This is a genomic window from Couchioplanes caeruleus (genome assembly GCF_003751945.1).
Classification (GTDB): domain Bacteria; phylum Actinomycetota; class Actinomycetes; order Mycobacteriales; family Micromonosporaceae; genus Actinoplanes; species Actinoplanes caeruleus.
This window is the reverse complement of sequence record NZ_RJKL01000001.1, coordinates 597106-611852: the sequence shown is the minus strand read 5'-3', so window position 1 is coordinate 611852 and position 14747 is coordinate 597106. Positions and strand designations below refer to the sequence as shown.

Sequence of the window (14747 nt, the reverse complement as noted above, 5' to 3'; positions counted from 1 at the left end):
CGTCGAGTGACCGGCCCTCAGATGTCGAGGACCAGTGCGCGGTGGTCCGATACTTCCGGCTCGGCCAGGATCTCGAAGCGCTCGACGGCGGACACGTCCGAGACCAGCATGTAGCTGGCGTGCCGGATCGGCTTGGCGTATCGGGACGTCCGGGTGTCGGCCGTGCCGACCAGATCGGTGAGACCGAGCCCGGCCAGGACCTCGAACGTCTCGCTGCCGGGCAGCAGGTTGAAGTCGCCGCAGACCACGACCAGGTCGTGGGGGCCGCGGATGCGGCGGACCAGCTCGGCGAGCCGGTCGGCCTGGCGGCGCCGTGCCGGGGTGTCGGCCTTGCCGGCCGCGTCGCGCAGCCCGTGCATCTGCACGACCCACACCGATCGGCCCGCGGCGCGGTCGACGGTACGCACGGCAAGGGCGGCACGAGGGCGGTCGGTGGCCGGCCACCGCACATGGTCGGCGAACTCTCCGTGCACGAACGCGGAGTCGGCGCCGACGACCGGCAGGTGCTCACCGACGAAGGTGGCCACACCGAAATCCTGCCGATGGCGGGATCCCGTGTCGTCCTGGACGGGCCCGGAGTCGCTGGTCACGAAGATCGCCTGGTGGCGGGGCAGCGCGGCGCGGACGTCGTGAAGGAGATCGGCGCGCTGGGGGAGGCTGCGGTCGCCGTCCTCGAATCGCGTCCATCCGCTCAGGCCGGGGGTTCGGGTCACTTCCTGCAGGCAGACGATGTCGGCGCCGCTGGTCGGAAGCCACTGCAGCAGTTCCTCAGACATCGCCCCGCCCCAGGCGTTCACGCTTGCGATCCGCACGACGACGCACCTTAGTCGCCCGGGCGGGAGCCCTTCGGAGGGGGCTCAGGCGGCGTCGGCGAGCTGGCCGGTCGTCGTCCAGGCGGTGGGGGCCGGGCGGAGCACGATCGGGGCGGAGGCCGCGCGGCGGTACTGGCTGGTCAGGTGGAGGCGGGCCCAGATGACGAAGGTGTCGCGGATGGTGCGCAGGATCGCCGCGGAGCCCACCGTCGAGCCGGCGACCCGCTCCTCGAGCCGCACCGGTGCGCCGACGAAGCCGCGGATGCCGGCCGCCTTGGCGGCGACGAAGAACTCCAGGTCGAAGGCGAAGCGGCGCTCGAGCAGCCGGGGCAGGAGCTCGGCGAGCACGTCGCGGCGCAGGACCTTGCAGCCGGTCTGGGTGTCGCGCATGCCGAGCACGAAGAGCAGCGTCACCAGGGTCGAGTAGACCATCGACACCAGCTTGCGGAACGGCGAGGAGGCGCTGCCGGACGCGGTGTGCCGCTTGTCGGCGTAGACGCCGGCGTGGTCGCCCGCGCGGGCGATCCGCAGGTACTCGGCCAGGTGTCGCGGGTCGATGTCGCCGTCGGCGTCGACGAAGCCGATCCAGGCGCCCCGCGCGGCGGCGAAGCCGAGGTGCAGGGCGCCGCCCTTGCCCTGGTTGACCGGGCTGACGACGACCCGCACGCCCGGCAGGCCGGCGAGGGTGCGCTCGGAGCCGTCGGTCGAACCGTCCGAGACCGCGATGACCTCGTAGGAGACGCGCTCCTCGGCGAGGCAGGCGACCAGCTTCTCGACCGTGGGCCGCAGCGCCGCGCCGGGGTTGTAGAACGGCACCACGACGGTCAGCTCCACGGCCGGGTCGGCCGGGGCCCACAGGCGCGCCGCGTTGTAGAGCGGGGCGGCGGCGGTCGTCGGTGCGGTGGCGGCGGTGAGCAGCGTTGCGGTCATGCCCGTGTAGTTCGGAGCGCAAGCTCAATCCAGCCTCTAGCCGGCTTCAAGGCAATGGCAAGGTTGCGAAGCGGTTTGCGGGCTGGACATTCCGCACTTTTGCCGTGGCACTATTGATCCGTGACCGGTATTCGTTCTCGCAGCTCAGGCCCGCTCCTGCTGGCCTCGGCGATGCTCGGTGCCGTGCTCGCGCCCGGTGCCGCCCTCGCCGACGGGCCCGGGTACGGCGGCACCGCCGACGCCCTCACCGTGCAGTGGCAGGCGCAGTCCAGCGCCACCGCCGAATCACTGGCCGTCTACGCGGTCGGCTTCAAGGGCGGATCCCCGGTCAACCTGAGAGTGGGAGCCGACCCGGAGCGTTCCGTGGTCGCCGACGCCTCCGGCGCCCTGCGCGTGCTGGTGCTGAGCGCCGCCGTGACCCCCACGCCCGCCTCGACCCCGGACACCACGGTGCTTCCGGCCTCGGGCGGGCCGGCCGGGCGGCTCTCGCCCGGCACCAGCGTGCTCGCCGTGGGGGAGACCCCGGCCGGTGTGCTGCGGACGCTCGTCGGCTCGGTGCCGCCGCCGGAGGCGGGACGGGGCGTGCAGGACCTGGCGCCCTGGGCGGGTGCCGCGGCGCTGATCGGCGCCGCCGTGGTCTGGACCCGGCGTCGCGGCGCCGCCCCGGCCGGTGGGGCGCACCGCTTCCGGCGCCCGCCGGCGCGGCACCGCATGGCCTGACCGCCGCCCCGAGGGCGACGAACCGGGCGCCGGACGGCCTGTTCCGGCGCCCGCCGGCGCGGCACCGCACGGCCTGACCGCCCGCTCCGAGGGCGACGAACCGGGGAAACGACGAGACCCACGTGCCGGACGGCACGTGGGTCTCGGAGGAACGGATCTAGCGGGTGGCGCCCGGATCAGGCTCGAAGCGGTAGCCGACACCGCGCAGCGTGCGGATGTGACGCGGAGACGAGGCCGACTCGCCCAGCTTCTTGCGCAGGTTGCCGACGTGCACGTCGATGATGTGGTCGTCGCCGTACCAGTTGTCGCCCCAGACGTCCTCGAGCAACTGGCCGCGGGTGAACGTGCGGCGCGGCGCGGAGGAGAGCAGGTCCAGGATGCCGAACTCGATCTTGGTCAGCTCGAGCACCTGCCCGTCGAGGGTCACCTCGCGGACCTCGGGGTCGATACGCAGCTTGCCGTACTCGCGGATCGCCGTGCTCTGCCCGGCCGCGGAGTTGCGGGGGCGGCGGCGCATCGCCTGAATGCGGGCGGCGAGTTCCCGCGGCGAGAACGGCTTGGTGACGTAGTCGTCGGCGCCGACCGACAGGCCCACGACCTTGTCCAGCTCGTCCGTGCGGCCGGTGACCATGACGATGTAGGCGTCGGTGAACTGCCGGATCTGGCGGCACACCTCGATCCCGTCGACGTCCGGCAGGCCGAGGTCGAGGATGGCGATGTCGGGCCGCTCCTTCTGAGCCTGCTCGACCGCGCCCCGGCCGTCGGTGGCCACGACGACGTCGAAGCCCTCCTTCTCCAGCAGATGCTGGCAGAGGAGCATGAATTCGGGTGAGTCCTCGACGACGAGCGCGCGCGGCCTGGCCACGGGACCTCCACTTCTGCGGGACGGGCGGAACGACGGGGTGCTGTCGAGTCCTATCGGTCGCGCCGCGTCGAAACGAAGGTTTCGCCGGGCGCGAGCCGGTCAGGCGCCGCCGATCAGAATCCCGTCGGCGGTGATCTCGGCACGGGCGGGCAATGGCCCCGGACGGGCCATGAAGTAGCCCTGTCCCAGCTTGACACCCAGCGCCCGCAGTTTCTCGTGCTCGGCCACAGTCTCGATGCCCTCGGCGATCAGCATGGCGCCGATGTCCTCGGCGAAACCGACCAGCGAGCGCGCCAGCGCCATCCGTACCGGGTCCGTGTCGATGCCCCGGGTGAGGGTGATGTCGAGCTTGATGATGTCGGGGCGGAGCTGCAGGATGTGGCTGAGGCTGGCGAAGCCGGCCCCGGCGTCGTCCACGGCGAGCAGGATGCCCGCCGAGCGCAGTCGCTCGGTCACCTTGACCAGCGCCGGGTAGTCGTGCACCTGGGTGTGCTCGGTGAGCTCGACGGCGATGCCGCGCGCCGCGTGTGCCATGAGGGTCTCGCTGACGCGCGGGTCCAGCAGTGCCTCCACCGACAGGTTCGCGCTCAGCCACGCACCGGCGGGCATCTCGTCGAGGTAGGTGAAGGCCCGCTCCAGCGCGAGCAGCTCCAGGTCGACGCCCACGCCGGCCTCCATGGCCGCGGCGAACGCGTCCGCCGGACTCGGGAAGTGCGCCTTGTCGAATCGCGCCAGCGCTTCGTACGCCTTGACGACGCCGTCCTCGAGGCGCACGACAGGCTGGAAGGTGGGCTGGATCGCCTGGGAGTGGATAACTTCCCGGAGATTGCGCATGGCGGGCACAACAGGCGCGGTGAAGGTCATGCCGTCTAGTTCGGCGGCATCCCTCAAGGCAGTCTCAGACCGGTTTCAAGAGCTCGGCAAGCTCGCTCTGCACTCCTGGAAGAACACGGCAAGCCCGGGCCGGACACGACAAAACCCCGGCACGCCGTGCGGGCCGGGGTCCTGCGGATGAAGCGGGCGTCAGACGAGCACGTTCTCGCGCTCGCGGGCGCGGTGCAGGCACTCGATGAGCTCGTACGGGTCGACCTCGACGTCCGCGTCGACGTCGACGACACCGACCCAGGTCCCGCCGGCCGCGGCCAGACCGGTCTGCAGTGCCGCGCCCTTGTCCTGCAGCTCCCGGTCGGCGATGACCTGGATCCAGGGCAGGCCCTCGAGGCCGCGCTCGGAGCCGTCGGTCGAACCGCCGGTGACGGCGACCATGTCGAAGGAGATGTTCTGCGCGTACAGCGTCTCGGCGAGGCGCTCGACGGTGCGGCGCAGCGTCGCGCCGGGGTTGTGGAACGGGATGACCACGGTGAACTCGACGGCGGCCTGGCCCGACGAGGATCCCCGCTGAACGGATCCGGCGACGACGAAGGGAGGGACGGCGATGAGGTGAGCGACAGTCATGCCCGAAGCTTCGACCCGCAACCTCAATGCCGTCTCATCCGCTTCTCAAGCCGCACGCAAACCTGGCCGACCGGCGTCAACGCCGCGGCGACGGCACCCCGCAGGGATACCGCCGCCGTCGCCGGAGTGCCGTGCTCAGGCGGGCATCGCCTCCCGGCGCGCCAGCCGCCGGGGGAGCTGAGGCAGTTGGCGCACCAGCGCCGCCGTCCGCGGGTCGGAGCCGTACGCCAGCAGGGTCAGGAAGACCCCGTAGACCGGCAGGTGGCCGAGCAGCTCCGTGCCGCCGAACAACAGCAGGGTGGCGTTGAACGGGATGCCCGCCACCAGCACCGCGACCTGAGGCAGGGCGCCGGAGATCACCAGGAGCCCGAAGAGCAGCTCGGTGGCGCCGGCCACGACGACGAAGACGTCGGCCGGCACGTGGATGCCCACCAGGGCGAAGACGTCGAGCTGGGGAAACATCCGCAGGGTCTCCCGCGCCAGCGCCGGGTTCGCCAGCTTCTCCGCGAAGGCGAGCGTGATCAGCGCACCGCCGGCGCCGAGCCGCAACGCCAGCAGCGCCCGGCCCAGCATGACGGCGTCGGGCTCGACCCGGCCGAAGGTGGCGTCCGACGGCGGCACGAACGCCAGGAACACCGCGACGCCCAGCAGGTCCATCGCCGACAGCAGACCGACCGGGCCGGTCACCAGCAATGCCAGCGGGCCGGCCAGGGCCAGCAGGACGGCGGCCGGGCGCAGCCGGATCCCGGTGACGAACCAGACGCCGAGGGCGCCCTCGATCAGCAGCATGGCGTCGCCGACGGCCAGACCCTCGACCTGCAGGTCATGGGTGAGGAAGTGCCCCGAGACCCCGGCGGCGAGCAGCGACACACCCAGGTGGATGGCGAGCAGCCGGGGCACGTACGGCACCAGCCGGGCGAGGAAGGACAGCCCCGGCAGCTCCGGCGACGGCAGCCGCCGCACCGCCAGGTAGCGCCATCCGACCGTCACCAGGGCGACGCCGAGGATGGCAGCCAGCGTGAGGGGGCGCAGGACGAAGGACCAGTCGTCCGCGTAGCCCTCCGGGTTCGGCACGAACCACTTCTCGTGCGCCGACGCGGGACTCGGCACCGCCAGCACCGCGGCCGCCAGTCCGGTCGTGGCGCCGAGGCGCCCCACGCTGACCTTCATCGTTCTCACTCCGCTCGTCGCACGATCACCGTCACCATTCCTACGGCTCACGGCGGGCGATCATCGAGCGTTCCGGCGCAGGTCGGGACCAAAGTCCCGGCCCTTCGGGACCTCCTGCGTCCCGGCGGTCAGGCGTCGTCGGGGCCGGCGTCGGGCCGGGCCGGGCCGCCGGTGCTCTCGCGGCGGATCCGGTCCATGCGCTCGGCACCGCGCTGGACCGCGTCGCGGGAGCGGTGCAACAGCTCGTTGCTGCGGCTCGTCCTGGCCGAGGTGCGTTCGAGGGATCCGCGAAAGCGGGCGATCGGGTCGGTCGTGCGGTCGTCCTGCCGGTCGGCGTCGGCGTCGAGGAGGCGTTCCCGCTCGTTGGCGGCGGCCTCGCGGGCGTCGGCCTCGCGTTCGCGCTGGTCGGCGAGGTGATCGCGGGCGTCGGCCTCGCGTTCGCGCTGGTCGGCGAGGTGATCGCGGGCGTCGGCCTCGCGTTCGCGCTGGTCGGCGAGGCGCTCCCGGGCCTCGGCCTGTGCCTCTCGGAGGTCTGCGGCGCGCTCGCGCGCGATCAACCGCCGTTCCCGCTCGTCCAGCTCGCCCTCCGTGGCCTCGCGTTCGTGGCCGGGGACGGCGGACCCGCCCACACGCTCCAGAATACCGAACTCGGCCGTCGCAGTAGCATCGTGGCGTGCCGCGAGACCCTCGGATCCGGCCGGGTGCGGGACTCGTCGCCGCGCTGGCCGCGGGTGCCCTGCTGCTGGCCGTGCCGCCGGCCGCGCAGGGCCGCCGGACCGCGCCCTCGCCCGCCGCCCTGGCGTGGCCGGGCGCCGAGCGCGCCACCATCGCGGCCACGCTGGGCGACGGGACCGCGTACGAGCCGGGTGTCTTCCTCGACGCGCGCACCTCGGTCGGCACCGCACCCAGCCCCGACGGCAGATCGCTACGGCTGCTGGTGCGTTCCGGGGACGGCACGGTCCGCGAGATGCGGGCGCTGCCCTCGGCGCGCAACCCGTCGTTCCAGGGCCTCACCGTCGCCGGTGATCTGCTCGCCTGGTTCGAGCGCACCAAGGACGGGCTGGAGCTGTGGGCGGCGGGGCTGGGAGCGGACGGGGCGGCGCGCCGGGTGACCGCCGACACCGGCGACGCCCGGTTCTACCGGTCGGAGACCGACCTCGTCGTCGCCGACGGGCGGCTGCGCTGGGTCGCCGCCGGCCCCGCGGGCGTCACCGAGGTACGCGCGGTCGCGGCCGGCGGCGGCCCGGTCGAGGTACGCCCGGTGGCGGGCACCTGGCGGCTGCTGGCCTGGCCGTGGATGACCGACGGGGTCGCCGACTCGGCCGGCGCCCGTACGCTGCGGAATCTGGTCTCCGGCACGGACCTGGCGGTGGCCCGGCCGCGGGACGGCGCGATCGGCTGCAGCGCCGCATGGTGCCGGATCGTGTCGCTGGACGCCGACGGCTACACCCGCATCGAGCTGATGCGTCCCGGCGGCGGTGACCGGCACGAGGTCGCCGGCGGCACGGCGGCGACCGGGATCGTGGACGTGGCCCCGCTCGACCGCTTCGAGGTGTTCGTCCGGATCGGCCCGAACTCGGAGCTGACCGGCAACGCGCAGTTGCTGGTGCACGAGACGAAGACGCGCAGCACCGTGGAGATCAGCCCGGACGCAGGCGCGGTGGTGCTGCGCAACGGGGTGCTCTGCTGGTCGACGGGCAGTCAGGAAACCTTCGTCCGGCACACCCTCGACCTGCGTACGGTGTCCTAGAAAAGCGACAACTGCCCCGGGGTGGGGTCGCGGCGACCGGTCATGCCGCGGCGGATGACCCAGGGCCGCAACTGCGGGATCGGGTCCTCGTCGCGGGGCTCGCGCTGCGGCGGGATGCCGCCGGTCAGCGCCCACAGCGACGGCCCGAGGTTGATGCCGCGCCCGCGCAGCGCCCGCCGGAGGACGGGCAGGCTCAGCGGCAGGCGCACCTCGTCGAGTCCGGGCACGGCCAGGTCGGTGCGCATCCGCATGAGTCGGCGGTTGCGTTCCACCACCTCCCGGACGCCGGGTGCGGCGAACTGCTCGGCGGCCCGCTCACCGACGGCCTCGCGGACGAGGTGGGCCTCGCCCGCCTCGAGGGCCGCCCACGCCCCGTCGACCGTGCCGAAGGCCGCCAGAAGCCTGGCGGCGGTGGCCGCGCCGAAGCCACGGACGCCGGGCAGGTTGTCGGAGGGGTCGCCGCGCAGCGCCGCGAAGTCGCGGTACTGCCAGGGCTCGACGCCGCAGAGCTCGCTCAGGCCGGCGGCGTCGACCAGGACGGCCTCGCCGAAGCCGCCGTTGCGCACGCGCAGCACCGTGGTGGTCTCGTCGATGAGGGCGAAGGCGTCGCGGTCGCTGGTCATCAGCACCGAGCGCCAGCCGTGCCGGCGGGCGTGCGCCGCCGCGCTGGCGAGCACGTCGTCGGCTTCCCAGGCGGGCGGCACCAGGGTGCGCACCCCGGCGGCGGTGAGCAGCCCGGGCGCGCCGGCGATCTGTTCGACGAGATCGGGGGACTTCTCCGGCCGGTGCGCCTTGTAGCCGGCATGGTCGGCGCGGCGTGCGGATTCGTCGGGACAGTCGAAGCCGACGATCAGCGCGTCGGGCCGCAGGTACGCGGCCGCGCGCGCGATGTACCCCACGAGTCCGCGCAGCGCCCACACCGGCCGCCCGGCCGCGTCGAGCAGCCCGTCCACCGCACCGGCGTGGTACGCGCGGTGCACCAGGCTGTTCCCGTCGAGGACGAGCAGCAGCGGAGCCGGGGGCGACACCCGCCGAGTCTACGCACGGCGGGTGTCACCGGCGTCAGCCGGTCGTGAAGCCGCCACCGGCCGCGTTGATCGACGCCGCGGTCAGCGCGCCGCTGCTGAGACCCCACCGTTCGAGCAGCTCGGCGTAGGCGCCGGAGCGGATCAGCCGGTCCAGGGCGTCGCGCAGGGTGTCGCGCAGCGGGCCGTGGCCCTTGGGCACGGCGATGCCGTACAGGCCCGGCTCGTACTGGACCGTCGAGGCAAGCTGGTAGAAGCCGCGGGTGCGCTGGTCGGTGGTGAGGTACACGGCCGGCGGGAAGTCGTTGAGGACCGCCACGGAGCGGCCGGTGCGCAACTGCAGCAGCGCGTCGGCGTTGGTCTTGTACGTCTTCACGGTGATCGGCTTGTTGCCGCAGCCCTGCTGCGAGCGTTCCAGCAGGTCGACCTGGACCGTGCCCTTCTCGACCGCGACGACCTTGCCGCAGAGGTCCTTGAGGTCGGTGACACCGCTCGGGTTGCCGCGCTGCACCACGATCGAGGTCCCGGCGGCGAAGTAGTTGATGAAGTCGGCCTTCTTCTCCCGCTCGGCAGTGTCGGTCATGGAGGACAGCACCCCGTCGTACGTGCCCTTGACGGCCTCGTCGAGGAAGATGCCGAAGTCCTCGCCGCCGATCATCTCGACCTTGACACCGAGCACGGTACCGAGCGCGGCGGCGAGGTCGGGCTCGAAGCCGATGATGGTACGCCCGTCGGGGCCGTACGACTCCATCGGCGCGTAGGTGGGGTCGGTGACAAGACGGATGGTGCCGCGCTCGCGGATCCCCTGAGGCAGCGCGTCGTGCAGAGCTTGGTCCCGCTCGATGGTGCTGGAAGCGGCGCCGCCGTCCTCGGCCTCCTGGTTGCCGCCGCCACATCCGGCCAGGGCCAGCAGGACACCGGTCACAGCGAGGCCGGTCTTCGTCAGCTTTCTCATCGCCAGTGTGCTCCCGTCATGAGCCGGCCGGGGCGGGGATCTCCCGCCGGGTACGGCCGGCTGCGGTGGTCTCGATCAGGTCGTTCCAGGTCAGTGGGGTGCCGAGCAGCGTGCCCTGTGCGGCGTCGCAGCCGGCGTCGGAGAGCCAGCGCCGGACCTCCTCGTTCTCCACCCCCTCGGCGGTCACCCAGCAGCCCAGGCCGTGCGCCAGCTCGATCACCGAGCGCACGATCGCCTCGCTCTGCGGGTTGCGGGACAGGCCGTCGACGAAGAGGCGGTCGATCTTGATCTCGGAGACGGGGATGGCCCGCAACTGCGACAGGCTGGTGTAGCCGACGCCGAAGTCGTCGACGGCGACGCCGATGCCGCGCTCGACGATGTCCACGACCGCGCGGATGGCGGCGGGTGCGTCCCCGGCCAGCGCCGTCTCGGTGACCTCGAGCATCAGCATGTCCGCCGGGGTGCCGGTCCGGGTCACCAGGGCGGCGACGGAGGCGGCGAAGCCCGGCTGGTCGAGGTTGCGCGCGGAGACGTTGACCGACACCGGCCACGACCGGCCGGCGGTGAGCCAGTCCCGCTGGTCGGCCAGCGCGCGGCGCAGCACCCAGTCGGTGAGCGGCTCGATCAGCCCGGACTGCTCGGCGGCGGGCAGGAACTCGGCCGGTGCGAGCAGCCCGCGCGTCGGGTGCTGCCAGCGGACCAGCGCCTCCACGCCGCAGATCTCCCCGTCCGAGAGACGGATCTTGGGCTGGTAGTGCAGCACCAGCTCGTCGCGTTCGAAGGCGTGCCGCAGCTCGGCCTGCACCACGAGCCACTGGGTGGAGTGCGCGACCTCGCCGCCGGCGTAGACGACGATGCCGTTGGTGCCCCGTTTGCCCTGGTACATGGCCGCGTCGGCGCACTGCAGCAGCTCCTCGACCTCGGCGCCGTGCTCGGGGTAGAGCGCCACCCCGAAGCTGGCCTCGATGGTCAGCGGGATGCCGTCGAGCACGATCTCCTCGGTGAGACGGCTGCGAGCGCCGGAGAGCAGGGCCACCACCTCGGCGCGGTCGACGCCGGGCAGGATCAGGCCGAACTCGTCGCCGCCGAGGCGGGTGACGGTGTCCTCGGGGCGCAGCGCCTCCACGAGCCGCGCGGCGACCACCTTCAGCAGCTCGTCGCCGGCGTGGTGGCCGAGGGTGTCGTTGACCTCCTTGAAGTGGTTGAGGTCGACGAGCACGAACGCGCCGCGCCGCGGCGCGTTCTCCAGGGCGGCCCTGGCCCGCAGCCGGAAGGCCGCCCGGTTGGGCAGCCCGGTGAGGGCGTCGTGCAGGGCTTCGCGTTCCTGCTGGGCCGCGTACCGGCGCAGCGAACGGGTGGTGGACCAGGAGATCAGCGCCAGCACCAGGTAGAGCCCGACGAGGCCGGCGGCGAGACGCCAGTACGTCACCCGCATCTGCTGTTGCAGTTGCGCGGCGATGCTCTCGTACGGCAGGTACAGCTCCAGCACGCCGATGGCCCGCCCGGAGGTGCTGGCGACCACCGGTTCCAGCACCCGGATCACCTGGCCGGGGCTGCGCTCGAGGTCGGGCACGACGGCGACGTCGGTCTGCCCCACCGCGGCGGTCCGGAAGGCGGGGTCGGCGACCGGGATGCCTCCGGCGGTGGAGCCGTCGTCGGAGAAGACGACCTGCCCGCTGAAGCTGCGCAGCCGCAGGCGCACGACCGAGCCGTGGAAGATCGCGAAGTCGGTGGCGGCGTGCAGCCGGTCCCGCTGGGTCTCGGTGAGTCCCGCGGTCAGGTCGGCTTCCTCGAGCGCGGGGGCGACCGCCATCTCGGCGATGACCACGGCCTGGGCGCGGCCCTGTTCCTCGGCCTGCCGGGCGGCGTCCTCGCGGTAGCCGGTGACCAGCACCGCCCCGAGCACGCCGACGGGAACGAGGCTGGCGGCGGCGTACGCCACGAATAGCCGTGACCCGCCCTTCGCGCCGAATTTGCCTCGCAGCCCCACGCTGGAACTATCGGCTGTCCGGCGGGGGTGATGAAGGAAACCGCCGCTTATGGGAAAAGCCGGTCCAATTGGTCGTCGAGGGCCGCGAGAGCCTGTTCGGCGGTGTAGTGCCCGCCGAGCAGGTAGACGCCGAGGCCCTCCATCAGCGCCAGGAGCCCGGCCGCGGCCGGCTCGGGGTCGGCGACGCTGAGGAGCCCGGCGATGAACGCGGTCATCCCGGCGGTGTCCTCGCGCAGCGCGGAGGCCGCCGCCGGGCGTACGGCCGTGTAGGCGAGGAAGGCCAGCGCCACGCGCCCCACGTCGCGGGCCTCCTCGTCCAACGGAAGGATCGCGGTGATCACGGTGCGGAGCAGCAGCCGGGGCGCCGGCTCGGCGCCGAGCCGCGCGATCGCCTCGGTGACCCGGGCCTGGGTGCGGTCACGGACGACCGACATCGCGAAGCCCATCATCTCGTCCTTGGTGCGGAAGTAGTGTTGCACCATCCCCGCCGAGACGCCGGCCTCGGCGGCGACGTGGCGCAGGCTGACGGCCTCCAGCCCCTGCTCCGCCGCGACCCGCATCAGCGCGTCGGCGATCCGGGTGCGCCGCTGGTGGGTGTCGACCTTCCTGGGCATGGCCTCGATGGTTTCACAGCGTCGCCGCATCGACGGTGACGGTTCCCGCCGCCCCGTCCACGGTCACGATCTGGCCGGTGGAGATCTTCCGGGTCGCACCGGGGACGCTGATCACGGCGGGGATGCCGTACTCGCGTGCGACGGTGGGGCCGTGGGCCATGATCGCGCCGGTCTCGGTGACGAGCCCGCCGGCGGTGAGGAACAGCGGCGTCCAGCCCGGGTCGGTGGTGGCGGCGACGAGGATCTCGCCGGGCTCCACGTGGGCGGTCGCCGGATCGTGCACCACCCGGGCCGCCCCGGTGACCCGGCCCGCCGCGGCGCCGACGCCGGTGAGCGCGCCGCCGGTGGCCGGCGCCGGGGGCAGGACGGCCTCGATGTCCGTGCCGTCGGACAGCAGCCCGACCGGTACGGCCCGGCGCCGCGACTCCACCCGGTGCACCGCCTTGCGGGAGGCGGCCGTGTCGTGGCAGTCGGCGCCCTCGTGCACGGCGGCGCGCACCTCGTCGAGGGTCAGGAACATGATGTCGCCGGGCCGGTCGAGCAGGCCGGCGGCGGTGAGGTCGGCGCCGATGAGCAGCAACTGCCGCCGTACCGCCCGCAGCCGGTAGAGGCCGGCGAACTTGCCGGCCTCCCGCAGGCCCGCCAGCATCCGGGCCCGCCGCAGCAGGAAGACGGCGAGCCGGCCGCGCACCGGCCGCCGGCGGGCCCGGGCGGCGAGATCGTGCAGGGCCGCCTCGGCCGTGACGGCGGCGTGGGCGAAGCGGCGGTCGGGCGCCTGCTCCGGGTCGGTGACCCGGAGGTAGTTCGCGATCATGGCGAAGACCGGGGTGGGGTCCTCGTCCCAGCGGGGTACGCCCAGGTCGACCTCGGCGATGCCGCGGTGGCCGTACGCCTGCAGGAACGCGTCCAGCCCGACATCCGGCAGGGCCCCGCGGGCGTACCGCGCGGCCAGCTCGCCCGGTGCCGTGCCGAGCAGCAGCTCCCGGTGTTCGCCCGCCCCCTCGGCGAGCCGCCAGAGCGCAAGGTCCATCTCGATGGTGACGTTGTGGGGCATTCCGCCCAGCACGGTGTGGATCTCTCCGGGCGCCGCGACGCCGTCCAGCAGCTTGGCCGGGAGGGCGGCGGCGAGCATCCCGGCGACGATGGGCCAGACGATGTCGTCGGGGCTCTCCGTCGCGTCCTGGGCCTCGACGTAGCTCAGCCGCTCGGCGGTGGTCATCGGCGCGCCGGGGTCGGTGGAGGCCAGCCGGATGCGCTCGACGGCCTCGGACAGCCGCAGCCGCGCCGCCCCGGGGCGGGCCAGGGCGCGCAGGATGCCGGCGAGTGCGCGGAACGCCGTGCGCAGCGCCGCCGCGTCCGCGCCCGGGCGTGCGGAGCCGCCGGGCTGCGGGGCGAACCGGGGATCGGCGAGCACGTGCGCCATGACGGCCTGGGCGCGCGGACCGAAGTCGACCGCCATGAGCTTGACGAGCCGCTTGCGGGCGGTCCGGTGGCGGGCGAGGTCGCTGAGGTCGCCGTAGAGGCGCCCGCCGATGTCGACGATGTCCGCCTTGACGCCCAGGGCGGCGAGCATCCCGACGATCTGCGCCCGCAGGGTGGCCATCCCCATCGGTGTCACCGGCCGCAGCATGCCCTGCACGTTCCCGAACTCCACGTACACGCGCGGCAGCGGCTTGCTCGTCGGCGGCGGCAGCGGGAACAGGGTGGTGATCGGCCGCGACTGCAGGAGCCACAGGACGCCGTCGTGGTCGAAGGCCCATTCCACGTCCTGCGGGCCGCCGAGGTGCTCCTGGAGCCGAGCGCCCGCCGCCTGCAGCTCGTCCAGCCGCGCCGGGGTCAGGCAGCCCGCGGCGTCCCGCGTCGTGTCGTCGAGGACATAGTGGTCCACGGGCCCGGTGCCGTCGACCACGGCGGTGCCGAGCCCCGGCGCGGCGTCGACCAGCATCTCGGTGCGGCGGCCCGTCACCGGGTTGGCGGTGAAGAGCACGCCGGCGACCTCGGGCCGCACCATGCGCTGCACCAGCACCGCCATCGCCGGCGCGGCGCCGTCGATGTCGCGGGCCTCGCGGTAGGCGGCGGCGCGCGCGCCGTGCAGCGACTCCCAGCACTTCGCGACGGCGGCGATCAGCTCCTCGGGGCCCTCGACGTCGAGGAAGGTGTCCTGCTGGCCGGCGAAGCTCGCATCCGGCAGATCCTCGGCGGTCGCGCTCGAGCGCACCGCCACCGGGCCTGCGCCCAGCCGCTCGTACGCCTCGGCGATCTCGGCCTCGGGGATCACTCCGGTCCGGTAGGCCTCGGTGGTCACGCAGAAGCCCGGCGGCACCCGCTCTCCGTGCCGGATCAGCCGGCCGAGCCCCGCCGCCTTGCCACCGACCAGCTCACCGTGATCGGCGCACGCCTCGGACAACACCATCACGCCCATCGTGACCTCCGGTTCCAATACAACTGCATTGGATTAGAC

General features: G+C 73.4%; 14 protein-coding genes. 2 read left to right on the top strand and 12 right to left on the bottom strand.

All coding sequences use genetic code 11. The features are described 5' to 3' along the window. Positions 1-17: 17 nt before the first annotated feature. Complete coding sequence (locus EDD30_RS03005) at positions 18-812, bottom strand: endonuclease/exonuclease/phosphatase family protein (RefSeq protein ID WP_071808059.1); 795 nt, start codon at positions 810-812, stop codon at positions 18-20. Between the two features lie 45 nt (positions 813-857). Then, positions 858-1742, bottom strand: a complete 885-nt coding sequence (locus EDD30_RS03000; RefSeq protein WP_071808058.1) for a glycosyltransferase family 2 protein — start codon at positions 1740-1742, stop codon at positions 858-860. A 120-nt stretch (positions 1743-1862) separates the two neighbouring features. On the opposite strand from EDD30_RS03000, the gene EDD30_RS02995 reads away from it, so the two are divergent. After that, positions 1863-2462 (top strand): hypothetical protein, encoded by a 600-nt coding sequence (locus EDD30_RS02995; RefSeq protein WP_123678038.1) that lies wholly within the window; start codon positions 1863-1865, stop codon positions 2460-2462. A gap of 157 nt (positions 2463-2619) precedes the next feature. Here the strand turns inward: EDD30_RS02995 and EDD30_RS02990 are convergent, their stop codons facing one another. The 5 genes from EDD30_RS02990 to EDD30_RS02970 all read right to left on the bottom strand — a co-directional run bounded on the left by EDD30_RS02990 (position 2620) and on the right by EDD30_RS02970 (position 6581). After that, positions 2620-3327 (bottom strand): response regulator transcription factor, encoded by a 708-nt coding sequence (locus EDD30_RS02990; RefSeq protein WP_084556984.1) that lies wholly within the window; start codon positions 3325-3327, stop codon positions 2620-2622. A 99-nt stretch (positions 3328-3426) separates the two neighbouring features. Then, a complete protein-coding gene (locus tag EDD30_RS02985; RefSeq protein WP_244945088.1) occupies positions 3427-4161 on the bottom strand; it encodes an EAL domain-containing protein in 735 nt (244 codons plus the stop codon). A gap of 189 nt (positions 4162-4350) precedes the next feature. Beyond that, on the bottom strand, positions 4351-4782 hold the full coding sequence (locus EDD30_RS02980) for a glycosyltransferase family 2 protein (protein WP_071808054.1): 432 nt from the start codon (positions 4780-4782) through the stop codon (positions 4351-4353). A gap of 135 nt (positions 4783-4917) precedes the next feature. Then, positions 4918-5952: a hypothetical protein gene (locus EDD30_RS02975; RefSeq protein ID WP_071808053.1), complete on the bottom strand. Its 1035-nt coding sequence runs from the start codon at positions 5950-5952 to the stop codon at positions 4918-4920. A 128-nt stretch (positions 5953-6080) separates the two neighbouring features. After that, positions 6081-6581 carry a hypothetical protein gene (locus EDD30_RS02970; RefSeq protein ID WP_071808052.1) on the bottom strand — a complete coding sequence of 167 codons (501 nt, stop codon included), beginning with the start codon at positions 6579-6581 and terminating at the stop codon, positions 6081-6083. Positions 6582-6625: 44 nt separating this feature from the next. On the opposite strand from EDD30_RS02970, the gene EDD30_RS02965 reads away from it, so the two are divergent. Continuing rightward, positions 6626-7702 (top strand): hypothetical protein, encoded by a 1077-nt coding sequence (locus EDD30_RS02965; RefSeq protein ID WP_244945087.1) that lies wholly within the window; start codon positions 6626-6628, stop codon positions 7700-7702. On the opposite strand, the gene EDD30_RS02960 is transcribed toward EDD30_RS02965, so the two are convergent. Genes EDD30_RS02960 through EDD30_RS02940 form a run of 5 tightly spaced genes read right to left on the bottom strand, consistent with a single transcriptional unit; the run spans position 7699 to position 14699 of the window. Next, positions 7699-8730: a 5'-3' exonuclease gene (locus EDD30_RS02960; RefSeq protein ID WP_071808051.1), complete on the bottom strand. Its 1032-nt coding sequence runs from the start codon at positions 8728-8730 to the stop codon at positions 7699-7701. The two genes, EDD30_RS02965 and EDD30_RS02960, sit on opposite strands and share 4 nt — an antisense overlap. Positions 8731-8764: 34 nt before the next feature. Continuing rightward, positions 8765-9682, bottom strand: coding sequence for an ABC transporter substrate-binding protein (locus EDD30_RS02955; protein ID WP_071808050.1), 918 nt, complete (start codon positions 9680-9682; stop codon positions 8765-8767). A gap of 16 nt (positions 9683-9698) precedes the next feature. Continuing rightward, positions 9699-11672, bottom strand: coding sequence for a putative bifunctional diguanylate cyclase/phosphodiesterase (locus EDD30_RS02950; RefSeq protein WP_084556982.1), 1974 nt, complete (start codon positions 11670-11672; stop codon positions 9699-9701). A gap of 47 nt (positions 11673-11719) precedes the next feature. After that, positions 11720-12286: a TetR/AcrR family transcriptional regulator gene (locus EDD30_RS02945; RefSeq protein WP_071808060.1), complete on the bottom strand. Its 567-nt coding sequence runs from the start codon at positions 12284-12286 to the stop codon at positions 11720-11722. Between the two features lie 13 nt (positions 12287-12299). Beyond that, positions 12300-14699, bottom strand: a complete 2400-nt coding sequence (locus tag EDD30_RS02940) for a PEP/pyruvate-binding domain-containing protein (protein ID WP_244945086.1) — start codon at positions 14697-14699, stop codon at positions 12300-12302. Positions 14700-14747 lie beyond the last annotated feature (48 nt).